Raw genomic sequence first — 26,774 nt, forward strand, 5'->3', positions numbered from 1 at the left:
TGTGGAGTTAGAATTCGGGGCGAAGATCGTTGTTCTCTTTGTCGCGCTCTCTGTCGTTCCGCTTGCGCGACTCGCGAGCCATGTATATCTGGCCCAGTCCGTAGCAGAGCACAAACAAGCCCACGCCCACCAGACTCTTCGAATGGAAGAAGACAAACATCATGGCCAAACCGATGCCCACCGATGCATTCTTCACACCCTTTCTCCAAAGCGCATCGTTGAGCGGAGCACGGGGTGCAGCCACACCCTCGGGCACGCTCTGTCCCATCTCCATAGCCTTCTCGGTAAGTTTCACCCGGTCGTTGTGCCGGCGGATGGAGAAGTAGATGATGGCCACGAGGGCTGCAAACGGAGCCAGACCCACGAGAATGAGAAACAGGATGCAGAGACAGGCGATGATGATTCCGCCGACACCCATGCCCACCATCTGACGCATGAAGTGGAACGGATTGTCGTCGAAGTCGTCATCGTCGAACAGATCCTGCGAGACGCCAGTAGAGGTCGCTCCGGCAGAATTGCTCACAGACGTCGTGTCCGAATAAGCCTCGAGAGCTGCGCTGCTATCGACCGCACTGGCCGTCGTCGGGTGGTGACGATGTCTTGGAGCGACATCCGCTGCAGCAGTCTCCACCACCAACAAAAGAGACAGTGCCAATAAACATTCTTTCATATCTTTTCCTTTTGGGTTTTTTATGTCTGTCAGACGCAAAGGAACGGGATTTAGTTGCAAAGGAAGAAAAAAAAATCTACATTTGCAGCCGTAAACAAGCACAACCATGCTTCTGTCCGAAGAATTCACTACTTATACTCACCGGCTCTTGGGCAGCGCGCAGTACGACGCGCTCGCCGCAGCCCTGGACGAAGAATCGCCCACCAGCATTCGGCTCAATCCCTTCAAGACGGAGCATGGGGCAGAGGTGTGTGCGGAAGAGGGTAGGGTGCCCTGGTGCGAAGATGGATTTTATCTCTCACAACGCCCCAACTTTACGTTTGACCCGCTACTCCACGCCGGCGTGTATTACGTCCAGGAAGCCGCGTCGATGTTTGTTGTGCAGGTGCTTCAACAGAAAGTCGACCGACCTGTAGTTGTGCTCGATCTCTGCGCCGCGCCCGGTGGAAAGTCTACCGCTGCTCGGGCTGTGTTGCCACCTGGAAGCGTGCTCTTCTGCAACGAACCGATAGCTCAGCGCGCACAGATTCTGACAGAGAATGTGCAGAAGTTCGGACATCCCGATATGATCGTTACTCAGAATTCGGCGGGAGATTATCGGCGGTCGGGTTTGCTGTTCGACGTCATTTTAGCCGACGTCCCCTGCTCGGGCGAGGGCATGTTCCGTAAGGATCCCGGTGCGGTAGCTCAGTGGAGTCGCCACAACGTGGAGCGATGCCAACGACTGCAACGCAACATCCTGGGCGACATCTGGCCCTGTCTGCGCCCGGGCGGTCTGCTCATCTATTCCACTTGCACGTTCAATGCTGAGGAAAACGAGCGGAATGTGGAGTGGATAGTGCAAGAATTGGGAGCAGAGGCTCTGTCCGTCTGCGTTGAAGAGAACTGGAACATCGCACCTGCTATCGACTCCCTTCTCCCGGCCTACCGATTTCTGCCTGGGCGGTCGCGCAGTGAAGGACTTTTCATGGCCGTTCTGCAAAAGACGGGAGATGACGTGGTCGAGATGCCGAAGAGAAAAGGAAACGGCGACCGACAGAGAAAAATGGCAACTTCCCTTCACTGGCTCGCATCGGATATGGCAGTTGAACCGCGTCAGAGAGGCGAACTCATCGCAGCCATCCCCTCCCACTGGATCGACCTCTACGATACCGCCAACGAGCAGCTGCACCTGCTGCATGCGGGTGTTACGCTGGCCACGACAAAGGGAAAGGATTTTGTTCCGCATCCATCGCTGGCCCTCTCCACGCTCCTTTCCTCGGCAGTGTTCCCGACGTTCGATTTAGATTACGGGCAGGCCATCGCCTTTCTGCGCAAAGAGACGGTCACATTGCCGCCGACTCTGCCCCGCGGCTTCGTTTTGCTCCGCTATCGCGGCATACCGTTGGGCTTCGAGAAGAATATCGGCCATCGCGCCAACAATCTTTATCCGCAGGAATGGCGAATCAAAAGCACACATATCCCCGAAGAACAAACGGTGATAAAAGTTATCACCCAGCATACGTCTTAACTCCTTCACTCCTTACTCCTTACTCCCTTTACTCCTAAAGAAATGAAACAATACCAAAACCTCCTGCGGCGCATCCTCTCTGAGGGTATCAAGAAAGAAGATCGAACCGGAACGGGTACTCTCAGCATCTTCGGTCATCAGATGCGGTTCTGTCTGCAAGACGGCTTCCCGCTACTCACCACCAAGAAGCTGCATCTCAAATCTATCATTCATGAACTGTTGTGGTTTCTCAAGGGCGACACTAACGTGAGATACCTACAGGAAAACGGTGTGCGAATCTGGAATGAATGGGCCGACGAAAATGGTGACCTCGGTCCTGTCTACGGGCATCAGTGGCGGTCGTGGCCCGACTATGACGGAGGAACGATCGACCAGATTCAAAACCTCGTCGACACCTTGCGTCGAAATCCCGACTCGCGCAGGATGATTGTCAGTGCCTGGAATGTGGCCGAAGTAGAACAGATGGCTTTGCCGCCTTGCCACTGTTTGTTTCAGTTTTATGTAGGCGACGGAAGGCTCAGTCTGCAACTCTACCAACGATCGGCTGACACCTTCCTGGGCGTACCTTTCAACATCGCCTCTTACGCCCTGTTGCTGCTGATGATGGCGCAAACGACAGGATTCCAACCCGGCGATTTCGTCTACACCACGGGCGACACCCACCTCTACCTCAATCATCTCGAACAAGCCCAGTTGCAGCTCACCCGAATCCCCGGTCCATTGCCCACCATGCGGCTCAATCCCGAGGTGAAAAGCATCTTTGATTTTCGATACGAAGACTTCGCTCTCGAAAACTATCATCCGCAACCCCACATTCCGGCCGAAGTCTCCGTTTAATCCCCATCCATCTCCTCTATGCGCATTCATCTTATTGCCGCCGTGGCCCGCAACCGTGCCATCGGCTACCGCAACCGCCTGCTCTACTGGCTTCCCAACGACCTGAAACGTTTCAAAACCCTCACCACGGGGCATACTGTTATTATGGGTCGGCACACTTTTGAGTCGTTGCCCAAGGGCGCGTTGCCCCATCGTCGCAACATCGTGCTGAGCCGAACTCAAACCGCCTTTCCCGGTTGCGACTGCTACCCCTCGCTCGAAGCCGCCCTACAGAGCTGTGCGCAGAACGACGAGGTATATATCATCGGCGGTGAACAAGTTTACCGCCAGGCCCTCCCTCTGGCCCATCGGCTCTGCCTCACCGAGGTAGCCGACACTCCCTCCGCCTCCGACGCCTTCTTCCCGCCCTACGACGATTGGCATGTCGAGCATAGTGAGGCCCATCCGAAAGACGAGCAACACGCCTTCGCCTATACCTTTGTTGATTACACGCCTGGTTGGGAGAAAGAAGGATAGGGAAACGAACAACATGCCCTACGGGATGATCAGAACCGGCCAAAAAACGAGCAACACCCACTACGGGATCGTCAGAATCACCCCCGAAAAGACTTCTTCTCGTATTTTTATCGTAATTTTGCACACTTAGAACAGGCATCCTTGGTGTCGTTCGTCATCCCAAACGTGCATAATAACAATTAAAACATCAATATTGTGGCAGAAACTAAGTATATCTTCGTAACGGGTGGAGTGGTCTCCTCGCTGGGTAAAGGCATCATCTCCTCGTCCATCGGCAAGCTCCTGCAAGCAAGGGGTTACAATATCACCATTCAAAAGTTCGATCCCTATATCAACATCGACCCCGGAACACTCAATCCCTATGAACACGGTGAGTGTTACGTCACCGTAGACGGAATGGAAACCGACCTCGACCTGGGACATTACGAGCGATTCACCGATATCAAAACCACCAAGGCCAACTCGCTTACCACAGGAAGAATCTACAAATCCGTCATCGACAAAGAACGCCGCGGCGACTATCTCGGTAAAACCATCCAAGTAGTTCCGCACATCACCGATGAAATCAAACGCAATGTCAAACTCCTGGGCGAGAAATATCACTACGACTTCGTGATTACCGAAATCGGTGGCACCGTGGGCGACATTGAGTCCACTCCTTTCCTCGAAGCCATCCGACAACTCAAATGGGAGTTGGGAAAAAGAGCCGTCTGCGTTCATCTCACCTATATCCCCTACCTCAAAGCCGCACAAGAACTCAAAACCAAACCCACGCAGCATAGCGTGAAAGAACTCCAAAGTCTCGGCATTCAGCCCGACGTGCTCGTGCTCCGCACTGAGAAAACCCTTAATGAAGGAATTCTCAAAAAAGTGGCCGCCTTCTGCAATGTCGACATCGATTGCGTGGTACAAAGCGAAGACTTGCCCAGCATCTACGAAGCCCCCGTGCGTATGCAAGATCAAGGACTCGACACCGCCATCCTCAAACGCATGGGCGAACCCATCGGCGAAAAACCTGCCCTGGGGCCCTGGAAGAGTTTCCTTGAGCGACGCCGCAAAGCCACTGAAGAAGTACACATCGGACTCGTGGGCAAATACGACCTCCAAGATGCCTATAAAAGTATCCGTGAAAGCCTTTATCAAGCCGGAACTTACAATGATCGCAAGGCCGTGCTTACTTTCATCAACTCCGAAAAACTCACTCCGGAAAACGTTGCCGAAAAACTTGCCGGGCAAGACGGCATTGTGATCTGTCCCGGATTCGGACAGCGTGGCATCGAAGGTAAAATCATCGCCGCCCACTATACCCGAACCCACGATATCCCCACCTTCGGCATCTGTTTGGGTATGCAAATGATGGTGGTCGAATTCGCCCGTAACGTCCTGGGCTACGAAGACGCCAACAGCAGAGAGATGGATGAGAAGACCGAACACAACGTTATCGACATCATGGAGGAGCAGAAAAATATCACCAATATGGGTGGAACCATGCGACTGGGAGCTTACGAATGTGTGTTGAAACAAAACTCGCGCGTACTCGACATCTACCAACAAGAACACATCCAGGAACGCCACCGTCACCGCTACGAATTCAATAGTTCGTATCAAACCCAGTATGAACGTGCCGGCATGGCCTGCGTAGGCAAAAATCCCGAGAGCGACCTTGTCGAGATTGTCGAGATTTCAGGACTGACATGGTATATCGGTACCCAATTCCACCCCGAATATCAAAGCACCGTGCTCAACCCGCACCCCCTGTTCGTCGACTTCGTCAAGACAACCATCCTCAACAAATCCAAAGCATAACACAACACAGATGGATAAAAATACAATTATCGGCTTCGTGCTGATTGCCGCCGTACTCATAGGATTCAGCCTTTGGAACCAACCCTCGAAAGAAGAACTGGCCCGGCAACAACAAACGGAACAACTCGAAAAGAAAGCACAGGCAGAAGCCCAACAAAAAAAGATAGAGAACGAAGCCCGAAAAACCGCTACTCTGCAAGCCGCCATGGCCGATACGTCGGCCCTTTTTCACACCGCCCTCAACGGTACGGAGCAGAAAGTGACGCTTCGGAATGGCAAATTGCAACTCGAGTTGACCAGTAAAGGAGCTATCGTAGAGAAAGCCGTCATCAAAGGCTTCCAAGATCGCAACAACCGTCCTGATGTCACCCTCTTCAGCGGTCAGAACCAGCGACTGAGCTACACCCTCGCCTCGAAAGACGGATTCACCAACACGGCCGACCTATATTTCACTCCCTCTGAGCAGACCGACTCCACCGTCACTTTCACCGCCACGGCTGCCGCCGGAAAACAGCTCGTCCTGAAATATCGACTCGGCAAAGACTATCTGTTGCACGCCACCCTCTCGGCCACCGGTATGGATGGCATCCTCAATCCCAACACCAACACCGTAGACATCAACTGGCAGGAGCGATGCGCCCAGCAAGAGAAAGGATTCACCTTCGAAAACCGCTATGCCACCCTCACCTATCATAAAACCACCGGTGGGACCGACTATCTGAGCGAGACCTCCGAGAAAATCGACGAGCCCACCGAGGAGAAAACCGACTGGGTGGCCTTCAAAAATCAATTCTTCTCGGCTGTGATCATTGCCAAGAACGACTTCCAAAGCGGAGCTCTCCTCACCAGCATCCCGCAGGAGAAGGGATCGGGCTATCTGAAACACTATCAGGCCAAGCTCAAAACCTTCTTCGATCCCACCGGTCGTCAGCCCACCGAACTCGACTTCTACTACGGTCCCAACGACTTCCGTCTTCTCCAGCAAGTAGAACGCCAGAGTCACTTCGGCAAAGACCTCGAACTTCAACGCCTCGTCTACCTGGGATGGCCTCTCTTCCGTATCATCAACCGATGGTTCACCCTCTATGTTTTCGACTGGCTCACGGGGTTGAACATCAACATGGGCATTGTTCTCATCCTCATCACCCTTCTGCTCAAGCTTATCACCTATCCGTTGGTGAAGAAAAGCTACATGAGTTCGGCCAAGATGCGCGTGCTCAAGCCCAAGTTGGATGCCGCCACTCGAGAGTTCGACAAGCCTGAAGATCAAATGAAAAAGCAGCAAGCGATGATGAGCGAGTACGCCAAATACGGCGTCAGTCCGCTCTCCGGCTGCCTGCCCATGCTTATTCAGATGCCCATTTGGATAGCCATGTTCAACTTCGTGCCCAACGCCATTCAGTTGCGCGGCCAAAGCTTCCTGTGGATATCCGACCTCTCCACCTACGACCCCATCATCGAGTGGAACACCAACCTCTGGCTCCTGGGCGACCACCTCTCTCTCACCTGCATCCTCTTTTGCGTGGCCAACGTGCTCTATTCGATGATGACCATGCGCCAGCAACGCGATCAGATGGTGGGTCAGCAAGCCGAACAGATGAAGATGATGCAATGGATGATGTACTTCATGCCCGTGATGTTCTTCTTCATGTTCAACGACTACTCCTCGGGTCTGAACTTCTATTATTTCATCAGTCTCTTCTTCAGTGCCGCCATCATGTGGATGCTTCGCAAAACCACCAACGACGAAAAGCTTCTCGCCATTCTTGAAGCTCACTACCAAGAGGCCAAGGACAATCCGCAAAAACTCAAAGGACTGGCCGCCCGCCTGCAAGCTATGCAAAAACAACAGCAGGAAATGCAACGTCAACGCGAGCAGTTGGGCAAGAAATAGCTTTCCGAGGCCTTGGATGGCTCAAAAATGAGCAAAACAAGCTTTCCAACTACTCGGAAGGCTCAAAAATGGGAAAAACAAGCTTTCCAACTACTTGGAAGACTCAAAAATGGGAAAAACAAGCTTTCCAACTACTTGGAAGGCTCAAAAATGAGAAAAACAATCCTCACCCCTAATTGAAGGAACTCGATCATTCAACAAACATAAAACGCTAAAACCTATGAAGAAATCCATCGTCGCGGCAACCCTGGCGTTCCTCGCCGCCGTTCCGCCAACCCATTCGCAAACAATGATTGGAAAAAACAACATCACCCTCCAATCCGACCGCATGACCCCCGAAGCCCTTTGGGCCATGGGGCGCGTGGGCGGTGCGCAGGCCTCGCCCGACGGACGAAAAATCGTCTATCGTGTGGGTTACTACAGCGTGGTCGAAAATAAAGGTCACCAAGTACTCTACGTCTCCAACGCCGACGGTACCGGTAAGCATCAACTTACCACCACCGCGGACAACGAAACCGATGCTGCCTGGATAGAAGGCGGACGGCGTATCGCCTTTCTCACCAAAGGTCAACTCTGGAGTATGAACCCCGACGGAACCGACCGTCGACAACTCACCCACAGCTCTGTCGACATCGAAGGATTCCTCTTCTCGCCCGACGGCACTCGGGTGCTCCTCATCAAGTCTATCCCCTACACCGGCGTCATTGCCGCCCGGCCCGCCGACCTGCCCAAGGCCACGGGTCGCCGCGTTACTGATCTCATGTACCGCCACTGGGACCACTATGTCGAAACCCTCACGCACCCCTTCCTAGCCAATATTACCCCCGAAGGCATTGACGACGGACGTGACATTCTCGAGGGTCAGCCCTACGAATGCCCTATGGCTCCCTTCGGCGGTGTGGAACAACTGACCTGGAGTCCCGACTCGAAAACCATCGCCTATACCTGTCGCAAGAAAACCGGTCGGGCCTATTCTATCTCCACCGACTCGGACATCTTCCTCTACACCCCTGCCACGGGGAAGACGGTGAATCTCTGCAAGTCGGCCGACTATCGTGAGCCGGCCGTAGATGCTACTAAGAGTCTCAAACACCAGGCCGTCAACCATCAGGAGAAAGATCAAAACGTGGGCTACGATCAGAACCCCAAATTCTCGCCCGACGGACGATACGTCGCCTGGCAGAGCATGAAGAACGATGGCTACGAGAGCGACCGCAACCGGCTCTGCGTCTATACCCTCGCTACGGGCGAGAAACGTTACGTCAGCGAGGCCTTCGACTCCAATGTAGACGACTACTGCTGGGCCACCAACTCGCAAACGCTCTATTTTATCGGCGTTTGGCACGGTTGCGTCAATATGTATCAAACCAACCTCGCCGGTCGCGTGATGCAGCTCACCGACGGTTGGAATGATTATGGCTCGCTCCAACTCCTGGGCAATACTGGCAAACTGCTTGCCACACGCCATAGCTTCTCGCATCCCGACGACCTCTTCGTCGTTACTCCCTCGAAGAAAGAAAAGAAAGCCGATGTGCGCCAAATCACCGATGAGAACAAACACATCTTCGACCAACTTGAAATCGGAAAAGTGCAGCAGCGTTGGGTGTCTACCGTCGACGGCAAGCAAGAACTCGTTTGGATTATTCTGCCGCCTCATTTCGATGCAACGAAGAAATATCCGGCACTGCTCTTCTGCGAGGGCGGACCGCAAAGTCCTGTGAGCCAGTTTTGGAGCTACCGTTGGAATTTCCAAATAATGGCTGCTAACGACTACGTCATCATTGCTCCCAATCGCCGCGGTTTGCCGGGCTTCGGATCGGAATGGAATGAAGAAATCTCGGGCGACTGGACCGGTCTCTGTATGAGCGACTATCTCGCCGCTGTGGACGATGCTGCCAATAATCTGCCTTTTGTCGACAAAGATCGATTGGGTTGTGTTGGGGCCAGTTTCGGTGGGTTCAGCGTCTACTATCTCGCCGGGCATCACGACAAACGTTTTAAAGCTTTCATCTCGCACGACGGAGCTTTCAACCTCGAGGCGATGTACACCGAAACCGAAGAGAATTGGTTCTCCAATTGGGAGTATGAGGACGCCTACTGGAACAAAGATCGCTCCGCTGCCGCCAGCCGCACCTACGATCATTCGCCCCACCGATTTGTCGACCGCTGGGATACGCCCATCCTCTGCATCCACGGTGAGAAGGATTATCGTATCAACGCCACTCAGGGCATGAGTGCCTTTAATGCCGCTCGTATGCGCGGCATACCTGCCGAACTGCTCATCTTCCCCGATGAAAACCATTGGGTGCTTAAGCCTCAGAACGGCATTCTCTGGCAACGCACCTTCTTCGACTGGCTCGACAGGTGGTTAAAGAAGTAGTAAGGAATAAAGTAGTAAGGAGTAAAGGAATATTTGCCTGCCCAAGATACTAACTTTCTCGTCAACTCGTCAATTCGTTAACTAAAACAATAATTCAATTCAACACCAATGACACAAGCAATCAGACAAAAGCTGAACGATTCGGCTGCGGCCCGTTGGACCGCCATGTTCATCGTGGCTTTCACCATGATGATGGGGTATTTCATTACTGACGTGATGTCGCCCCTTGAAGTGATTCTCACCAAAAGTACAACTGAGGGCGGACTGGGCTGGACCTCGGACGACTATGGATTCTTCTCGGGCAGCTATGGCCTCATCAATGTATTTCTGCTCATGCTCTTTTTCGGTGGAATCATCCTCGACAAAATGGGCGTGCGCTTCACTGGCATCATGAGTTGCACATTGATGGTGGTGGGCGTACTCATTAAATACTATGGAGTGACGGCCGACTTCGGCAATAGTCTCTTTTCACTCAACTTCAACCTGCTCTTTTGGCATATCAACTTCTCGCTGCCCATGTCGGCCGCTGTGGCCAGTTTGGGATTCGCTGTCTTCGGCGTGGGTTGCGAAATTACCGGAATTACTGTCTCAAAGGTCATCACCAAATGGTTTACTGGTCACGAACTGGCTTTGGCCATGGGTTTGCAAGTGGCCCTGGCTCGACTTGGCACAGCAGCAGCTATCGGTGGCAGTCTGCCTTTGGCCAAAGCCATGGGCGGTGTGAAGGCTCCGTTGCTTTTGGGGCTGGCTTTGCTGGTGATTGGTCTGCTGGCCTTCTTGGTCTACACCGTGATGGATCGCAAGTTCGACGCATCCGTACAGAGCGATGAAGCGGAGAGTAGCGAAGACGAAGGCTTTCACTTCAAAGACCTCAAACAGATTTTTACTAATCCCGGCTTTTGGCTCATCACCCTGCTGTGCCTCTTATTCTATAGCGGCGTGTTCCCCTTCCTCAAGTTTGCTACCAAACTGATGATTACCAACTACGGTGTATCGCCCGATTGGGCCGGACTTTTGCCGAGCATGATTCCCTTTGGAACCATTTTCCTCACGCCCGTCTTCGGTTCGATATACGACAAGGTGGGTAAGGGAGCCACGCTCATGCTCACGGGAGCAGTGATGCTCACGGCGGTGCACGTCACTTTTGCCAGTCATGTCCTGCCCTACGGTTGGTTTGCTGTCATTGTGATGGTGGTTTTGGGCATCGCCTTCTCACTGGTGCCCTCGGCGATGTGGCCCAGCGTGCCGAAGATTATCCCGTTGAAGCTTCTCGGATCGGCCTATGCCATTATCTTCTACATTCAGAACATCGGGCTCTCGCTCGTGCCCATGATGATTGGCAAGATGAACGGCATCGACCCCACTTACACCACGTCGATGTCTATTTTCGCCAGTTTCGGTTGTGCTGCCATCATTATTGCCCTCATCCTCATCGTGGTGGATAAGAAGAAGAACTACGGCTTGCAACAGGCCAACATCAAGAAGAAATAATTCTCCCGTTCCCAATCCTTTTGGGACGTAACACTAAGAGCGCATGCCAGCACGTCTGGCATGTGCTCTTCTATTTCTTTTTACGATATTTGGCCGTTCGAAAAGATTGTTATACCTTTGCCGCCGTGAAACGTAATGGTGTTATATATAATAAGGTACAGAGGACGGCGCAACAAGGTGCGGAGCCGTTGCAGAGAAATTTTGATTTCTCTGTTCATTTTCTGTCCGATTATTTGGTAGTTCCAAATAATTTGCTAACACACACACACACACACACACACACACACACACACACACACACACACACACACACACACACACACACACATTCGCACCGTCGCTCAGATAGTACTTTAAACATTTTCGCATACGCGCGCGCGAAGCGTGTCGCATCCCCTATCAACAAAGGGCTTTTTGGAGTTCCCTTTGTTCGCTTTTTCGTGCTCTTTTGCCAAGCTAAGCAAGAGACAAATAACGACGAATATTCACCCATAAAATAATAGAGTTATGAATAAAAGAAAGATCAGGAAACAAGCGTATGCAAGCCCCACTATTGAGGTGGTTCATACAGCGTTTGACAAACAATTGATGTCAACCTCATTCCCCAATGGTGGACATGGTAAGGCTGGTGATGATGGAGATGAAATCAACGATGCCAAGCAAGGCTGGTTCGATGAGGACGAGGAGGAAGAAACTCCACAACACTGGAGCATTTAACGAGAGAGAGTTTATCACTAAAACAATGGAAAGATGAAAACAAATATATTATCACAGTTTATACTTGCAGGTGCACTGCTTCTGACAGTGGCCTGTACAAGCGGAGAAACAACCCGGCAAGAACAGATAAAAGACTCACAAGACATAAAAGGTCTCACAGCCTTTGTGGTGGAAGACAATACCACCCGCACTACAGGTGAATATGATGGGTCGGGTATCAACTTTTATTGGACGGAGGGCGATCGCCTTTGGGTTAATAATGCAACATTGAAACAAGATGTAAGGAACAACATCTCCAACGTGCTCGTTCCCAACCCCACCACGACTACCGGCGTTAAACGGGCAGCAACGGCTAAGTTCTATTTCGAGGGCAACTTCACCGCCCCCTCCTATCCCGTGCGCTATACCGGTAAAGGTAGCACTGTAGGTGATAAGGTGATCTTCAAGGCTACACAGAACCAACCCGTAGCCAACGACGCCAGCCATATAGGCGAGAGCGGCGATTGTGGTATAGCCACAGCAACTAAACCAGTAGGAAGCGGAAAATATAACTTCACTCTTGAGCACAAAGCATCGTATCTCACTCTGTTGCCTTATTCAACTATCAACTTCTCTACCAATGTAAAACTGACGCAAGTGAAGATAACCGCCGACGAGGCTCTTTCGGGACAATTCAACTTCGATGACAACGGCATCAACCTTGGTTCACGACCTACACCGACCACAACAAACCGTAGTATCACACTCACATTGAATGGCGGTGGTACCAACGGCTTCACACTCCCGGTAGCAGCAACTCCAAATACAAGTGCTGCCATTATTGTCCTACCCCCCGGAACGTATAACAACGTGTCAATTGAATATTCCTTATACGATCGAACCTCTACTAAGAGTGCTATCATCAAAAAGGAATATGCTACACTTACTTTTACACCCGGTAAAAATAAAAAGATAACTACCAATCTGACAATGCCTGTCTATATCACACCGATGGGACCGTGGAATGGAACTGGTCCAAATTCAAACGAAACATTATGGTATCTGCATAAGGGTGATCCACATTTGGATGAAAGCTCAATTTATGCAGCTCGGCGCGCTGCCAGTTTGCCTGCGAATATCTGCCGGGGTGGCGTATGGATTAAAAAGTGGCGTAAAATTCCAGGTTTTAGTCGTTATATAGGGCATGATGGCGTAAATCATATAGGAATTATTAATGGGGTTCCTAATAGTGGGATAAATTATTATGAATTTCCTTTTCCTACTGGGATACCAACTAATATAAAAGATTATTATTTCCTACCGTCTGTTTTTCCAGCTGACAATAATGAGATAAAAAGCTATGATGGGGTAATCCGTTATAGAATGGGAACATATTATTCTAGTTTGAAGGATCAAGGGCAAATCTTTAGCGCTGATGTCTTACCAACTCCAAAAATTGGAATTGGAACAGGTCCTGTGTCGGTAATAGTAGCATATTGGAGAAAACAGTGAAGGATAATAATGGAAGGTGTAAAAACAAGGAAAAAGACTATCTGCCATATGTATGGTAGTGTGAGGGCTTTCAGAGAAATTATCATTTTTTTATAAACTCGCTTATGAACGGAAAAGAGGCAAAGATGGAGGGTGTAGAGAGGAAGGCAGACAAGCGGTCGTAAGGCTGGCGATGCCCACTCAGAGGATTGGTTTTGTCTACTCCTACTTTAGATGAGATGTAGTCCTACTTTAGATGGCATGTAGTCCTACCTTAGACAACGCCTTGCCACGGAAACCCATTATACCCTTTCCTGAGGGAGGACGTTCACTACCCGGTTGATGCTACACCCTCCGTCGGTGCCTCAATTTCAACCGTAAGCACAAAACACATTAAATTATGGCTTTTTGGAAGAAAATTCTAATGAAAGTGAACAACAAGTGGTATCCCAAGTCTGTGCTTGTGGGTAGCCCTGTGAGTACCGAACAGTTGTGCAAACGCATCGCTGCCGAGTCGACCGTTAGTGCGGCCGATGTGCGTGCCGTGTTCACCGCACTGGCCCCGATTATGGCCGACTATATGGCACAAGGCCGTTCGGTGAAGCTCGACGGCATCGGCACATTCTATTTTACGGCTATCGCTGTAAAGGGCGGTGTCCCGACGGAGAAAGAGGTGACGGCGAATATGATTGCCGGTGTTCGCGTGCGCTTTATCCCCGAAACTCGATTCAGCAAGAGTTCGGCAGGGAGCGGTAATGGCAAACGCGCCGTACGCGGACTGTCTGACGTGGAGATAGAATGGGAAGAATGGAAAGGTGTAGAGAAGAAGAAGCCTGCTAAGCCCAAGAAGCCATAAGGAAGACTTTAAACTGAAAATAGAAGGGGTGAAAAGATGCTGATGCGTCTTTTCATCCTTTTATTTTTCCTTTTCTTAAAACAAAGATACAGCGATAGTAGGGAAACCGGGAGGCGTAATGGCCTAAAATAAATAGGGCTATGTCTTAACTCCCTTTCACTCCTTACCCCTTTCTTACTCCTTCAACTCCTCTTCTCACCATTTCACCCGACGGATGGCGAAATAGAAGTAGGCGGTCAGGAGAGGATAGCCCACGTAGTAGAGTGTGCTGAGGCTAAAGAGAATGTAGTTGACGGCACAGACTCCGCACAGACCGAAGAGATAGAGAATGGCATCACCGAAGGGAAGTCGGTGGCGAACATCGTCGACGGTGGCCAGAGCAACGATGAGGATCGCCCATACCGAGGATAGAAACACGGAGAGCAGCGGTGGGGTGGAGAAGGGGTTGAGCGTGGGGTGATAGTAAAAGTGCTGCCAGGTGTCGGCGGCAAAGAGCTGGATGCTGGCGTAGAACGTGGCCGAGCTGGCCACGAGGAGAGCCAGCAGGGTGGGGTAGAACGAGGGGATGTCCCGAAGATGCACCAAGTAGGCGTTGGAGCGAGTGATGCGGCGGATGAGATAGGCTGCGGAGATGAGACAGATGACGATGAGGAAGACGAGTAGGTGAGTGCTGGAAAAGATGGAGATGAACTGCGAGATGGGGTCGTCGGGGACGACGGCGGGAAGAAGCGTAGACTCGCGAGCCCAGCCAAAGGTGTTTTGGTCGCGGGCCAGCTGGATCCAGATGGAGTCGACCGGATCGGCGGACAGTATGCGGATATCGGCCACGACGAGACGGTCGTTCTTTCGGACCACGAGTGAGTCGACCGGTAGATGGTTGAGCGTCTCCTCGGGTTGTTGCTTGAGCAGGACGAGCGAATCGGCTTTGACCACAAAGTTGTAGTTGTTAGAATAATGGTGCGATGCCGAGAAAGAGAGCGAATCGAGTTGGCGTTCGCTATATTCGTGGATGGCCTCGCTGGCGTGAGGTTGACTATGATAGCAGCCCGAAAGGACTGTCAACAGGGTGAGGGCGATGATGGCGGCGGCCCATCTTCCGAGGTTTTTCTTATTCTGCATATAGGTTCATCTGACATTCGGCGCAGTTGAAGTCCAGACGGAATCTATGCCCGTCGGCCAACCGCAGGTAAAGCGGTTCGCGCCACGTGGGTTTCTTGCCGCCATGACGTTCACAATACCCCAGGGAGAACTTGATGCAATGGCGGCACTGCATCAGTAGGGGACGAGTAGGGCGAGAGGCGGACACTTCGAAGGCGTCGGCTGTCGCCGTAGTAAGGCCCTGCTCCTGATAAAAAGTCTTGGACAGGTGGTTGGAGATGTTGTAGAGGTAGGGGTGGCGGCGGTATTCGGGTGTCCAAGCCAAGGAGGACGTGGCGGCAAATGTGGGAGCCTCTCGGGGAGTATCGGAGAGCGTGGGGGCGGGAAATATCGGTTGTTCGGTTACGCCTCGTCGTAGATCGGCCAGCAGGCTCGAGGGGATGAAAAGGTGGTCGATGCCCGATTCGAGTTCCACCTCTTGGCAAAGATAAGGCGTGTTGCCCAGTTTGGTAAGTTGCTTGATGATGTTCTCGCGTTGTGGCTTCTGCGCCTCTTGATGCGAACAGATCCTCTCGCAGACTTTCATCCCTTCGTAGAGGTTGGTTTTCGAGCTGGAGCCGCTGGAGGTGGGGAAATCGAGAAGAGACATTTTTAACCGGATGCCGTCGACAGTGGGTTGTAGCGTCATCTTCACGGGAATTTTTCTCACGGCGGTCTGTCGTGCCATGATTTTGGCAAAGGCCTCGTCGTTGTTGCGATGGAGGGGCGTTCCGGGTTTGAGTCCCTGTGGCATACTCAGCGGGAAGAGCCGATTGCCATCGACGCGGTTGACGCGAAAGCCTTGCAGTTCGTGGCGAGCATTGACAAAACAGAGTCCGTCGCCATTGGCAAAGGTTGCCGTTCCGGCTACGGTGAACGAGTTCCCCCGAATCTCTTTCACTCGCCCAACAGATTCGCCCATGGCTTTGGGTGTGTCGAACGAGGCAATGCCCGCCTGCCGACCTGCGGCAAAATAATTGGTGTAGCCGCGGTTGAATGTCTTTCTTAAATCGGGTTCGAAGTTATATTCCATCCGCCCGAGCGAGGCACGACGATAGCGATCGGGGTATTTTCTGATGATGTTGTCGAGCTGACGACTGTAGGCTGCAACGACGTTTTTGACATAGGCCACGTCCTTGAGTCGGCCTTCAATCTTGAACGATGAAGCCCCGGCGGCGGCCAGTTCTTCGAGGTGATCGATTTGACAGAGATCTTTCATCGAGAGTAGGTAACGTTCGCGCTCGACGACGTGCCCGTCGGCATCCACGAGGTCGAATTTCATTCGGCAGAACTGAGCACATTCTCCACGGTTGGCACTTCTCGCAAAGCAATGCTGTGAGGCGTAGCACTGCCCTGAATAGCTTACGCAGAGTGCGCCGTGAACGAAGACCTCGAGTTCTACCTCGGGTCTTTGCTTGTGAATGTGGGCGATCTCCCTTACCGATAATTCGCGTGCCAGGACCACCCGCTCGAAACCCAGATCTGAGAGCCAGCCCACTTTTTGGACGGTGCGGTTGTCTGTCTGCGTACTGGCGTGCAGAGCGATTCGCGGCAATTGCATTTTGAGTAGACCCATGTCTTGAATGAGGATGGCATCGACCCCTGCGCGGTAGAGTTGCCAAATCAGTTGGCGGGTGTCTTCGAGTTCGTCTTCGTAGACGATGGTGTTCACCGTGACATACACCTTGGCTGCAAAGCGGTGGGCATAGGCAGTGAGACTAATGATGTCTTCGACCGAATTGCCCGCCGCAGCACGCGCACCGAACCGCGAGGCACCGATGTAGACGGCATCGGCTCCGTGGTCGATGGCCGCCATGCCGCACTCCAGATTTTTAGCTGGAGCCAGCAGTTCGAGGGGTTTTGTTGAAGAAATCTTCACTTGATGTCGTCGATGTTATAGGGTGTTTCCTGATAGACGTAATAGTTGATCCAGTTGGCGAAAAGCAGATGAGCGTGTGCACGCCAGGTGACCAGCGGTGGATTCTCGGGATTATTGTCTTGATAGTAGTGGGCGGGCAGGGGTACGTCCGAACGTTTTCCCCGGTCGCGCCGATATTCTGCGTCGAGTGTGTTGGGGGCGTATTCCAGATGACCGGTGATGAAGAATTCGCGTCCCTCGCGGGCCATCACCATGCTTACGCCGCAGTCGGTCGATTCGGCGATGAGGGTCAGTTCGGGATGCGAGAGGATGTCTTCGCGTCGCACCTCTGTGTGTCTGCTGTGGGGCATAGAGAAGACATCGTCGAAGCCGCGGAAGATGGGCAATTGCGGTTGTAGTGGCGTTTGTGGGAACACGCCGAACATTTTCTCCTTGAGAGTTTGTTTGGGGATGCCGTAGTGGTGGTAAAGACCGGCCTGTGCTGCCCAGCAGATGTAAAGTGTGCTTGTGACGTGGGTGCGGGCCCAGGAGAAGATTTCGGTCACTTCACGCCAATAGCTCACCTCTTCGAAGTTCATCTGTTCGACAGGGGCACCGGTGACAATCATTCCGTCGTATTTTTTTTGGCGCATGGTGTCGAAGTCTTCGTAGAAGCTCATCATGTGTTCGATGGGCGTGTTTTTGGGCGTATGACTGCGTAGCCGCATAAAACTGATTTCGAGTTGCAGGGGTGTGTTGGAGAGTAAGCGCACGAGATCGGTTTCGGTGGTGATTTTGAGTGGCATGAGGTTGAGGATGACGATTCGCAGCGGACGAATGTCTTGTCTGGCAGCACGCGAGTGGTTCATCACGAAGATGTTCTCTTTTTTGAGGAGTTCTATGGCGGGGAGCCGATCGGGTAGGCGTAATGGCATTTCTTCTTCTGTTTGGCTTGTCGGGGAGTCCCGAAGGCTTTTTTTTCTGTTGTCGAGATGGAAAGGCGATGGGTTCGGAGAGGATTTTTGCTCTCCGAACCCATGTTTTCGACCCAATGGTTTCTTTCTAACTTACCACAACGACAGGCGTTGCTCTTTGGGGAGGTAGAGTTTGTCACCGGGTTTCACATCGAAGGCTTCATACCAGGCATCGATGTGGGGCAGGGCACCGTTCACGCGCCACATACCCAGGGCGTGGGGGTCGCGTTTGGTGCGGTTGCGAATTTCCTGTTCGGTGATGTTCTGTCCCCATACGCCGGCGTAGGCCAGGAAGAAGCGTTGGTCGGGGGTAAATCCGTCGATGGTTTTGAGATGTTTCTTGGCTGTGGCGTTTTTGAAGGCTTGATAGCTCACTTGCAGTCCGCCGTGGTCAGCAAGATTTTCGCCCAGGGTGAATCGGCCGTTGGCGTTGAGGTCGGGGAGCACTTTGATGGCCGAGAAGAAGTCGGCGTAGAGTGTGGCGCGTTCTTCGAAGCCTTTGGCGTCGGCAGCGGTCCACCAGTCTTGCATATTCCCGCTGTCGTCGTACTGTCGGCCTTGGTCGTCGAAACCGTGTGTCATCTCATGTCCGATGACCACGCCGATGGCTCCATAGTTGAACGCTTCGTCGGCTCGTGGGTCGAAGAAGGGGCGTTGGAGGATGCCGGCGGGGAAGCAGATTTCGTTGGTCGTGGGATTGTAATAGGCGTTGACGGTTTGTGGTGTCATGAGCCACTCGTCGCGGTCGACGGGGCGTCCGGCTCGTTCTTCGATGTGTCGGTCGTGTGCGAATTTGCGGCAGGCCATCACGTTTTCGTAGTAAGATTTTGCCGGATCGATGGTCAGTCGGCTGTAGTCGATCCACTTATTTGGATAACCGATTTTGACGTAGAACTTATCGAGTTTCTTATGTGCAGCGGCTTTGGTGGTATCGCTCATCCAGGTTTGTGCGTCGATGCGTTGGCCCAGTGAGATTTGAAGATTACGGACGAGTTGTTCCATCATTTTCTTGGAGGATTCGGGGAAGAATCTGCTGACATACATTCGTCCGAGGGCCTCGCCCATTTGTGCTTCCACCTGGTTGGTGGCGCGTTTCCAGAGGGGGTAGTCTTCTTGGCGTCCGCTCATGGTTTTGCCGAAGAAGAGGAAGTTGGCTTCTCGGATTTCGTCGGTGAGATAGGCGGCCGAACTTTGGATAACGTCCCACTGCATGAGTGCGCGCAGATCGGCGGCGGTAGCGGCGGCCGAGAGTTTGTCGTAGCCGGCGAGGAAGTCGGGTTGTCCCACGACGAGTTTCTGAATGTAGGCCGACTGGATGCCCTCGGCGTTGGCCAGTTGTTCGAGCGGGATGTTGGGGTATTGGGTTTGAAACTCTTGAAGCGTCATTTTGTTGTAGTTGGCTTGCGGGTCTCGCAGTTCGGTGACGCTTTTCGAGACGAGTGCCAGTGCTGTTTCGGCGCGGAACACGGCGTCGGCCTTTTCTTGTGCCTGTGTCTCGGAGAAGCCGTAGAGGCGGAACATGCGGGCCAGATGTTGGCGGTAGGCTTGTCGGATGTCGCGGGTGGCCTCGTCGTTGTTGAGGTAGTAGTCTTTCTGCCCCAGGGTGAGTCCGCCCTGACCGATGCTAAGGATATTCATCGTGACGTTTTTCTCGTCGGCTCCGAAGTAGGAGCTGAAGCCGATACCGTATCCGCTGTCGGCGTATTTGAGTTGCAGTGCTTGGAGCTGGGCTTTGGTTGGTGCGGCTTCCATTTCGTCGAGCAGAGCTTTGACGGGCTGGAGTCCTTCGCGGTTGCGCCGGGCGGAGTCGAGGGCCAGCTTATAGAAGTCGGATAGTTTTTGTTCCATCGTTCCGCGTCGGTAGGTTTTCTTGAGCAGATCGCTCAGGATGGCGTTGATGCGTTTGTTGTTGTCTTCTTGCAGTTGGTCGAAGCTGCCGAATCGGGAGTAGGCTGCGGGCAGGGGATTTCTTTTCTGCCAGCCACCGGTGGCGAATTGGTAGAAGTTGTCTGCCGGTCGAACGGTTTTGTCGAGGTTGACGGTCTCGATTCCCGATTGTCCTTGGGCCATTCCCACGATTGGGGCGGCTGCCATGGTGATGGTCATCATGAGATGTTTCATAAGTTTGTGAGTTTTTTTTATTGATGTGGAATATTTGTTTTAGGAGGGAAGGAGGGAAGGAGGGAAGGAGTGAAAGGGAGTAAAGGAGTGAAAGGGAGTTAAGACGAATGCTTCTGCAGCCATTCTGCACACTGCAGAAGCTTCCCTGGGTGCCAGCGGCTATTCCCCGCGGCGGGGAATCTTTCTTCCATTCATCGATCTGTCATTTGTCAAGTCTCAATTCCTCCCGTTCGGGATCTCGATCGATGGAGAGGGTGGAGCCGGGGGGCAGCGAGGCGGAGAGGATTTGCTCGGCCAAGAGATCTTCGATGTAGGTTTGGATGGCACGCTTGAGCGGGCGAGCACCAAACTGAACATCGTAACCTTTCGTGGCGACGAATTCCTTTGCCTGCTCGGTGATGCAGAGTCGATAGCCCAAGGCCTCGACGCGGCGGTGGAGCCCGATGAGCTCGAGGTCGATGATGCGGCGAATGGAGGATGGGTCGAGCTGATCGAAGGTGATGATCTCGTCGAGCCGATTGAGAAACTCGGGCGCAAATTGCCTGCTCAAACTCTTCTGGATGATGCTGCGGGCATAAGCCTTGTCTTTCTCGTCGAGGGCAGAACCGAACGCGCCACCGGTGTTGAAGCCCACGCCGCGGCCAAACTCTTTGAGCTGACGCGTCCCGGCGTTGGAAGTCATAATGATGATGGTGTTGCGGAAATCGACGAGTCTGCCGTTGCCGTCGGTGAGGCGACCCTCGTCGAGCACTTGGAGAAGGAGGTTGAAAACGTTGCCGTGGGCTTTCTCAATCTCGTCGAGCAGAACGATGGAGTAGGGCTTGCGTCGCACCCGCTCGGTGAGCTGCCCGCCCTCCTCATAGCCCACGTAGCCCGGAGGCGCACCCACCAGGCGCGATACGTTGAAGGCTTCGGTATATTCGCTCATGTCTACGCGGATGAGGGCCTCGTCGCTGCCGAAGAGTTCTCGGGCCAGTCTTTTGGCCAAGTGGGTCTTACCCACACCGGTGGGTCCAAGGAAGAGGAAAACGCCAATGGGATGATGGGGGGCCTTCAGTCCGACCCGGTTGCGCAGAATGGCTCGCACCACCTTGTCGATGGCTCCATCCTGACCGATGACCGCTCGGCGAAGCTCCTCTCCCAGGCCTTTCAACCGGAGACTCTCACTCTGGGTGATCTGCTGAACGGGCACACCGCTCATCGCCGAAACGACATCGGCCACCTCCCGTTCGGTCACCGTCTGTCGGTCGGCTCCCTCGCCGCTCATCCACTGCCGGTTCAGCTCCTCGAGTTCGCTCTCCAGTCGGTTCTGACAGTCGCGGTAGTGGGCCGCCCGCTCGTAGTCCTGATTCACCACCGCACTTTGCTTCTTCTCCTTGGCCTCCTCCAGTTCTTTTTCTTTCTCGACAATGGCCGGCGGCACCTCCACGTGCTGCAAATGCACCTTGGCTCCCACCTCGTCCAGGGCGTCGATGGCCTTGTCGGGGAAAGCGCGGTCGGTGACATAACGTTCCGTCAGACGCACACACGCCTGCAAAGCCTCCTCCGTGTACGAGACGTGATGATGCCGTTCGTATCGGTCTTTGATGTTTTTGAGAATCTCTAAGGTCTCCTCCGTCGTCGTGGCCTCGAGCATCACCTTCTGAAACCGTCGTTCCAAGGCTCCGTCTTTCTCGATGCTGCCCCGGTATTCGTCCAGCGTCGTGGCTCCGATGCACTGTATCGTCCCGCGCGCCAAAGCCGGTTTCATGATGTTGGCGGCATCCATACTGCCCGGCGCACTGCCTGCACCGATGAGCGTATGAATCTCGTCGATGAAGACAACAACGTCGGGATTGTTCTCAATCTCCTTGAGCAACGCCCGGATGCGCTCCTCAAACTGTCCGCGATATTTCGTACCGGCCACGATGCCGGCCATGTCTAAACTCACGATGCGCTTGTTGAAGAGCACCGGCGAGGTCTTTCTCTTGGCAATCAACTGCGCCAAACCTTCCACGATGGCACTCTTGCCTACACCCGGTTCGCCGATGATGATGGGGTTGTTCTTCTTCCGTCGGCAGAGAATCTCTACCACGCGCAGAATCTCCTTCTCGCGTCCCACCACCGGGTCGAGCTTCTCCTCGACCGCCGCCTGCGTCAGGTCGGTAGAGAAATTGTCGAGCACGGGCGTCTTTCCACTGCTCTTGGCCGTCTGCGTGGCTGTGGCCCGGCGGCTCTGTTGTCCACCTCCGCCCTGCGAAACGGGAGCTTCCTCCTCCTCGTCCGACAGTCCCAGCTGATTCTCCGTCGGCATGGCGCGCTTCTGCCAGTAGGCCAGCGTGTCCTCATAGTTGAGGTCGTTCTTCTCCAACACAAACTTAGCACCGTTGTCCACCCTGTCATGCAGAATGGCCAACAGCAAATGTTGCACGTCTACCATCTGCGTATGCTGGATGCGCGCCTCGAGCACGGCCAACTTCAAGATGTTGCTGGCCTTTTCGTTGAGCACCAATTCGCGGGTTGTGATGGGATTGTTCAACGCATATGCGCGCACGCGCTCTTCCAATTCTGTTCGTATCGCCTGCACGTTCACGGCCATACGCGTAAAGAGTTCGCTCACCGGCCCATCGCCTCCGCGGAGAATGCCGAGCAGAAGGTGCTCTGGCCCCACCGAGTCGCTGGCCAGTCGTGTTGCTTCCTCCCGACTGAAAGCCAGGATTTCTGAAACTTTGGGCGAAAATTGACTGATCATATCTAATGTTTCCTCTTTCTTTTTGTTGATTCATTTACTTGATGTCTGAAGACTCACTCGCCGAGATCTCAAGACTTGCTTGCAGATACCTATACACCGTATCTGATTACAAACACCGTGCCAAAGGTCCTTTCAACAAAAAAAGCTAACCGGAGAAGACCGATTAGCTTTTGTACACCCTTAGGGATTCGAACCCTAGACCCACTGATTAAGAGTCAGTTGCTCTACCAACTGAGCTAAGGGTGCAGGCAAGAAAAATGCGGCGTAAAAGTACATCCTTAGGGATTCGAACCCTAGACCCACTGATTAAGAGTCAGTTGCTCTACCAACTGAGCTAAGGATGCTTCACCTCTGCATTTCCCGGAACCCCTGTCCCGTTTTTGCGTCTGCAAAGGTAAGTCATTATTTCGTAACATCCAAAACTTTTCTTTCCTTTTTCTCGGTGTAGACGGCCATCTTTATAAAAATCAATAGGTTGCGAAGATGTTTCCCATCTCTTAGCTTTTGAGTTGTAAAAGCTAAGCTTCTTTGGACTCATTGATAATAAGTAGATATAAAATAGAAAACAAGAAAAGGGTTACGATTTGGTTACTACCCAAATTCTCTGAACTTCCTTGATTTGCTGTCGTTTCAAACAACTCTTGTTACTAGTACAAAGGTAAATAAAATGTGTTGTCCGACCAAAGAAAACATTTGTTTTTTCTTGTCGGACAGACTTCTGTTGTCGTTTCGATGGTTTTGTCTTACTGAAATCCTCCTTGTCTTCAGCAGAAACAAGTTATGCCCTCTCTTCGTAAACTTCGCTATCAGGCATAACACATTTTACCTTTAGCATGACCGACAAAAGAGGCAGGGAGCTGTCTGTCGAAAGGGATTTCGACAAATCTGCTACCTGCCACATTTATGTGTGTTGGTTACACTTTTCAAGGTCTGGATTTCAGCAAGACAATTTTTCAGAGCTGTTTTAGTATTTTCCTTTTCTTGGAAGCGGTTGTAAAATCCGCATTGTTTGTCCTTGAAGAAGTCGGAGCTATTCAGGTGGTGATAAATCCCTCACTCGTTTACCTCCGACACCTTCAAGTTGCCTGACAAAGCCGTAGGAAAAGTACACGCCTGCCCAGCGCAGCAAGTCCGAAAGGCAGACTTCGTACCTTTCCTTTTCCGTCATCATATTCGTCTATAAACGAAGTACCATTCACTGTGGTAAAAGCACGATTAACGATGCTACTTTTAAATGGATAAGCAGAATTATCTGCAACTTGACTACCATCGCTAAATCCCAACTTCATAAAAACTTCCTTCCATTCATACCAACTTGGTAAATACCAAACGCCGGGTTTATTAATATTTACTCCGGTAAGTATAACCTTGTTTGTTAAATCCGAACTGTTATAGAAGTTACCTGCATAATAGTATGCAGGAAAAAGCAGGTCTTCAGCTTTTGCTTTACCCTTATAGTTTTTTTTCATGTTCACACTTGACTACTTGTGGTATTGCCTAGCCCTTCTTCATAAATAAAAAAACATTTTGAAATTGCGTTGTCCCCAATTATGATAATCATCCGCATCAAACTTTGCTTTTGCTCCCCCATTGGCATCCCAAAGAGCAATAGCCCGATGTAAGGCAAACACGATTGCAATGGGGGTATGTCCTTGACGACCGCTTTCACTAAAATAACCCGTTTTACCATTCTCGAACAAAACTCGTTTTATTTTCTCTTTCGTCTTGCAAGCAAAAGAACATAAAAAAGCGAACAAAGGGGACTTCTCGCAGCTCTTTGCTTATGTGGGTTACATCGCGCCTAACGCACGCGTACCAGTATAAAGAGTGTTTAAAGTGTTATCTGAGCGACGGTGCGAAGTGTATTAGCAATTTTTTGGAGCTACCAAATAATTGGGCAATAAATTAGCAGAGAAATCTAACATTCTTTGCATTACACCATTACTTTGTGATATGTTGTTACTAATTTTTTTACAGCGTAAAAGATATAACATTCTTTTAAACGAGCAAATAAATAAATGGAAAAGAAATGTTGGACAAGCATCATACTATTTCTGCTCTTTAGTATTTCTTGAAAGAAATTTTGTATATCTCAAGAAATTTTGCTAATATTGTGGGTGAATCGCACTTTCGTTCTTTGCCTCTTAGTTGCTTAAGTGTAATTAAGTTGTAAGAAGTACGCATAGGAATTTTTATATATTAAATATTAATTTCTGTAAACGAATAGAATAAAGATGGAAAATCAAGAACTTGCCTTACAAATCCATTATTTCATGGATGAAGAAAATCGTCATTCTATAAATGCCATAACTCACAATGAATGCGAAAAGATTCTTCTATCGTATATTCAGGAGATAGCTCGTCTTTCTCAGGAAAAAAATCTTGAACTTATCTCCAATCTAAGTGAAGAAGGAGGCTGGAAGGATAATCTCACTATTTTATGTAAAAATCCTTTATTCATAGGCCTTGCTGGTATACTTTTAGGGCATTTTATAAGCCCGGCAAAAGATTCTACAGAAAAAGTGAAAGATTTGATAGAAGCAGCAAGTAAAATAAAAGAATCTAATCTCACAGAAGAGGAAACTGCGGCATTGATTAAGGGAGAAGAAAAATTGGAAAACTTTGCCAGTATCTACTATGGAAAACTAAATTCTGATCCTCAGGTAGTAAAGGTCCAATCAATACTGACTAATATTAGAAACAAGGAACAAATTCTCAATACTGCAATTGACAAAAAAGACTTTGAAGGACATATTGTAACTAAGCGAACTCGAAAATATAAGGTTTTAGGAACCAACATCCTCATTATTTCTCCATTATTGGTAGAAGTTAAACGCTTAAAATGGAGAGGAAAATATAATGGAAAAGAAATTCCGTTTATAATGAAAGACCATGATTTTCTCACTGATGTCCACAACAGAAAGGTTTCATTTGAGTCGGGGACTTCTATAAATTGTGATATAGAAGTAGAGGAAACTATAAAAATAAGAGCAAGATATGAAACTATTGAATATCGTTATACAGTAATTAAGGTTAACCAATGGTTTGATGGAAGCCATGCAAAAATAGATGGGAAAGAGTACACTTACAAGGAATAGATACAACAAACACCCTCAAGAAACATATTTGAAATTCTTTTTGAACTGATGGAAGAGGGCATTGTGGAGTAAATTAGTGTCATATTACGGAAGCCGATGGTATAATACCGCTTGCCCCGCACACGATACCTTACCTCCTCATAGTTGGGGATGACAACATTGGCATCAATGCCCCGTAGCACCTCCCCACAGACAACGCTCCCTGCCATAGAGCAGCAACACCAATCTGTCCGTCAGATAGGTTTCCGCCTGCAAGGTGATTGCCCCACCATAAACAAAACCGTCTTTATTGCGTATCGTAGAGCCGTCGAAGAGCAGTTTCTTGCCGCCATTAACCATCTCATAGCCTGCCAAGGCGGAAACACCCGCCGACAGGAAAAAGGTCTTGCTTCCGTCCGAAAGCACGTCACAGAAGAAACCACCCTCACCCGTGAACTGCTCCACGGGAATGCGGCTTTCCCGATAAGGATGGTATCGGCGGAGATATTCTGCCCCGAACACCCATTGATGTCCGCCTTTGGTGTAGGTGGAAAGCGAAGCCCTGAACGAATAGCCTGCGTTGTTACTTGCAGACTTGGCATAAAAACCGTCTGCCATGCCTGCCGTGAGGCGGATACCTTTCATTCCGGGCAGACAGCGTTGGGCGTGCGCCTGCCCTGCAAAGAGGGCAAGCGACACGACAAAGAGGAAAAATGCAAGCTTTCTCAT

General features: G+C 51.3%; 20 protein-coding genes, 2 tRNA genes and 1 pseudogene. 11 read left to right on the forward strand and 12 right to left on the reverse strand.

The annotated features are described in order from the left end of the window. Nucleotides 1-7: 7 nt before the first annotated feature. Nucleotides 8-670 (reverse strand): DUF6249 domain-containing protein, encoded by a 663-nt coding sequence (locus J5A66_RS03790; RefSeq protein WP_211791140.1) that lies wholly within the window; start codon nt 668-670, stop codon nt 8-10. A 106-nt stretch (nt 671-776) separates the two neighbouring features. Here J5A66_RS03790 and J5A66_RS03795 point away from each other — a divergent pair, with 106 nt between their 5' ends. From J5A66_RS03795 to J5A66_RS03840, 10 genes are all read left to right on the forward strand, one after another. Beyond that, nucleotides 777-2,180 carry an RsmB/NOP family class I SAM-dependent RNA methyltransferase gene (locus J5A66_RS03795; protein ID WP_211791142.1) on the forward strand — a complete coding sequence of 468 codons (1,404 nt, stop codon included), beginning with the start codon at nt 777-779 and terminating at the stop codon, nt 2,178-2,180. Between the two features lie 42 nt (nt 2,181-2,222). After that, on the forward strand, nt 2,223-3,017 hold the full coding sequence (locus J5A66_RS03800) for a thymidylate synthase (protein WP_211791143.1): 795 nt from the start codon (nt 2,223-2,225) through the stop codon (nt 3,015-3,017). 18 nt (nt 3,018-3,035) lie between these two features. Further along, entirely contained in the window at nt 3,036-3,533 is a 498-nt protein-coding gene (locus tag J5A66_RS03805; RefSeq protein ID WP_211791145.1) for a dihydrofolate reductase, read from the forward strand. A gap of 195 nt (nt 3,534-3,728) precedes the next feature. Continuing rightward, nucleotides 3,729-5,339: a CTP synthase gene (locus tag J5A66_RS03810; RefSeq protein ID WP_211791147.1), complete on the forward strand. Its 1,611-nt coding sequence runs from the start codon at nt 3,729-3,731 to the stop codon at nt 5,337-5,339. A 10-nt stretch (nt 5,340-5,349) separates the two neighbouring features. After that, on the forward strand, nt 5,350-7,233 hold the full coding sequence (gene yidC / locus J5A66_RS03815; protein ID WP_211791149.1) for a membrane protein insertase YidC: 1,884 nt from the start codon (nt 5,350-5,352) through the stop codon (nt 7,231-7,233). Between the two features lie 220 nt (nt 7,234-7,453). Continuing rightward, entirely contained in the window at nt 7,454-9,613 is a 2,160-nt protein-coding gene (locus tag J5A66_RS03820; protein WP_211791151.1) for a S9 family peptidase, read from the forward strand. Nucleotides 9,614-9,721: 108 nt separating this feature from the next. Then, the gene (locus J5A66_RS03825; protein WP_211791153.1) at nt 9,722-11,104 is read left to right on the forward strand and encodes an MFS transporter; all 1,383 of its coding nucleotides are present in this window, start codon (nt 9,722-9,724) and stop codon (nt 11,102-11,104) included. Nucleotides 11,105-11,692: 588 nt separating this feature from the next. Then, nucleotides 11,693-11,821, forward strand: coding sequence for a hypothetical protein (locus tag J5A66_RS10250; RefSeq protein WP_371742870.1), 129 nt, complete (start codon nt 11,693-11,695; stop codon nt 11,819-11,821). A 33-nt stretch (nt 11,822-11,854) separates the two neighbouring features. Beyond that, nucleotides 11,855-13,312 carry a hypothetical protein gene (locus tag J5A66_RS03835; protein ID WP_211791157.1) on the forward strand — a complete coding sequence of 486 codons (1,458 nt, stop codon included), beginning with the start codon at nt 11,855-11,857 and terminating at the stop codon, nt 13,310-13,312. Between the two features lie 379 nt (nt 13,313-13,691). Next, nucleotides 13,692-14,147, forward strand: coding sequence for an HU family DNA-binding protein (locus J5A66_RS03840; protein WP_211791158.1), 456 nt, complete (start codon nt 13,692-13,694; stop codon nt 14,145-14,147). A gap of 195 nt (nt 14,148-14,342) precedes the next feature. On the opposite strand, the gene J5A66_RS03845 is transcribed toward J5A66_RS03840, so the two are convergent. The 9 genes from J5A66_RS03845 to J5A66_RS03885 all read right to left on the reverse strand — a co-directional run bounded on the left by J5A66_RS03845 (nt 14,343) and on the right by J5A66_RS03885 (nt 24,668). After that, nucleotides 14,343-15,266, reverse strand: a complete 924-nt coding sequence (locus tag J5A66_RS03845) for a zinc ribbon domain-containing protein (RefSeq protein WP_249110024.1) — start codon at nt 15,264-15,266, stop codon at nt 14,343-14,345. Continuing rightward, entirely contained in the window at nt 15,256-17,100 is a 1,845-nt protein-coding gene (locus J5A66_RS03850; RefSeq protein ID WP_211791424.1) for a U32 family peptidase, read from the reverse strand. The genes J5A66_RS03845 and J5A66_RS03850 overlap by 11 nt, the downstream gene beginning before the upstream one ends. A 59-nt stretch (nt 17,101-17,159) precedes the next feature. Then, nucleotides 17,160-18,077 carry a homoserine O-succinyltransferase gene (metA, locus tag J5A66_RS03855; protein ID WP_211791159.1) on the reverse strand — a complete coding sequence of 306 codons (918 nt, stop codon included), beginning with the start codon at nt 18,075-18,077 and terminating at the stop codon, nt 17,160-17,162. 132 nt (nt 18,078-18,209) lie between these two features. Then, complete coding sequence (locus J5A66_RS03860) at nt 18,210-20,237, reverse strand: M13 family metallopeptidase (RefSeq protein WP_211791160.1); 2,028 nt, start codon at nt 20,235-20,237, stop codon at nt 18,210-18,212. Between the two features lie 202 nt (nt 20,238-20,439). Further along, the gene (locus tag J5A66_RS03865; protein WP_211791161.1) at nt 20,440-22,968 is read right to left on the reverse strand and encodes an ATP-dependent Clp protease ATP-binding subunit; all 2,529 of its coding nucleotides are present in this window, start codon (nt 22,966-22,968) and stop codon (nt 20,440-20,442) included. 173 nt (nt 22,969-23,141) lie between these two features. Continuing rightward, nucleotides 23,142-23,214: transfer RNA gene (locus J5A66_RS03870), tRNA-Lys, on the reverse strand. Nucleotides 23,215-23,239: 25 nt separating this feature from the next. After that, nucleotides 23,240-23,312 (reverse strand) — tRNA-Lys (locus J5A66_RS03875). Between the two features lie 732 nt (nt 23,313-24,044). After that, complete coding sequence (locus J5A66_RS03880) at nt 24,045-24,437, reverse strand: hypothetical protein (RefSeq protein ID WP_211791163.1); 393 nt, start codon at nt 24,435-24,437, stop codon at nt 24,045-24,047. A 39-nt stretch (nt 24,438-24,476) separates the two neighbouring features. Further along, nucleotides 24,477-24,668 (reverse strand): hypothetical protein, encoded by a 192-nt coding sequence (locus tag J5A66_RS03885; RefSeq protein WP_211791165.1) that lies wholly within the window; start codon nt 24,666-24,668, stop codon nt 24,477-24,479. Between the two features lie 534 nt (nt 24,669-25,202). Here J5A66_RS03885 and J5A66_RS03890 point away from each other — a divergent pair. Then, entirely contained in the window at nt 25,203-26,066 is an 864-nt protein-coding gene (locus tag J5A66_RS03890) for a hypothetical protein (protein ID WP_211791168.1), read from the forward strand. An 83-nt stretch (nt 26,067-26,149) separates the two neighbouring features. Here the strand turns inward: J5A66_RS03890 and J5A66_RS10155 are convergent. Continuing rightward, nucleotides 26,150-26,242 (reverse strand): annotated as a pseudogene (locus tag J5A66_RS10155) (DNA primase); the annotation flags it as partial. Next, entirely contained in the window at nt 26,232-26,774 is a 543-nt protein-coding gene (locus J5A66_RS03895; protein ID WP_211791425.1) for a conjugal transfer protein TraO, read from the reverse strand. The gene J5A66_RS03895 and the pseudogene J5A66_RS10155, both read right to left, overlap by 11 nt.

The sequence above is a fragment of the Prevotella sp. oral taxon 475 genome (assembly GCF_018127805.1).
Classification (GTDB): Bacteria; Bacteroidota; Bacteroidia; order Bacteroidales; family Bacteroidaceae; genus Prevotella.

Excerpts from the sequence above, each read along its gene's own strand:
- J5A66_RS03790 (WP_211791140.1), bottom strand. The coding sequence starts at position 670 with ATGAAAGAATGTTTATTGGCACTGTCTCTTTTGTTGGTGGTGGAGACT.
- J5A66_RS03795 (WP_211791142.1), top strand. The coding sequence starts at position 777 with ATGCTTCTGTCCGAAGAATTCACTACTTATACTCACCGGCTCTTGGGC.
- J5A66_RS03800 (WP_211791143.1), top strand. The coding sequence starts at position 2,223 with ATGAAACAATACCAAAACCTCCTGCGGCGCATCCTCTCTGAGGGTATC.
- J5A66_RS03805 (WP_211791145.1), top strand. The coding sequence starts at position 3,036 with ATGCGCATTCATCTTATTGCCGCCGTGGCCCGCAACCGTGCCATCGGC.
- yidC (WP_211791149.1), top strand. The coding sequence starts at position 5,350 with ATGGATAAAAATACAATTATCGGCTTCGTGCTGATTGCCGCCGTACTC.
- J5A66_RS03820 (WP_211791151.1), top strand. The coding sequence starts at position 7,454 with ATGAAGAAATCCATCGTCGCGGCAACCCTGGCGTTCCTCGCCGCCGTT.
- J5A66_RS03825 (WP_211791153.1), top strand. The coding sequence starts at position 9,722 with ATGACACAAGCAATCAGACAAAAGCTGAACGATTCGGCTGCGGCCCGT.
- J5A66_RS10250 (WP_371742870.1), top strand. The coding sequence starts at position 11,693 with ATGTCAACCTCATTCCCCAATGGTGGACATGGTAAGGCTGGTGATGAT.
- J5A66_RS03835 (WP_211791157.1), top strand. The coding sequence starts at position 11,855 with ATGAAAACAAATATATTATCACAGTTTATACTTGCAGGTGCACTGCTT.
- J5A66_RS03840 (WP_211791158.1), top strand. The coding sequence starts at position 13,692 with ATGGCTTTTTGGAAGAAAATTCTAATGAAAGTGAACAACAAGTGGTAT.
- J5A66_RS03845 (WP_249110024.1), bottom strand. The coding sequence starts at position 15,266 with ATGCAGAATAAGAAAAACCTCGGAAGATGGGCCGCCGCCATCATCGCC.
- J5A66_RS03850 (WP_211791424.1), bottom strand. The coding sequence starts at position 17,100 with ATGGCGGCCATCGACCACGGAGCCGATGCCGTCTACATCGGTGCCTCG.
- metA (WP_211791159.1), bottom strand. The coding sequence starts at position 18,077 with ATGCCATTACGCCTACCCGATCGGCTCCCCGCCATAGAACTCCTCAAA.
- J5A66_RS03860 (WP_211791160.1), bottom strand. The coding sequence starts at position 20,237 with ATGAAACATCTCATGATGACCATCACCATGGCAGCCGCCCCAATCGTG.
- J5A66_RS03865 (WP_211791161.1), bottom strand. The coding sequence starts at position 22,968 with ATGATCAGTCAATTTTCGCCCAAAGTTTCAGAAATCCTGGCTTTCAGT.
- J5A66_RS03880 (WP_211791163.1), bottom strand. The coding sequence starts at position 24,437 with ATGAAAAAAAACTATAAGGGTAAAGCAAAAGCTGAAGACCTGCTTTTT.
- J5A66_RS03890 (WP_211791168.1), top strand. The coding sequence starts at position 25,203 with ATGGAAAATCAAGAACTTGCCTTACAAATCCATTATTTCATGGATGAA.
- J5A66_RS03895 (WP_211791425.1), bottom strand. The coding sequence starts at position 26,774 with ATGAGAAAGCTTGCATTTTTCCTCTTTGTCGTGTCGCTTGCCCTCTTT.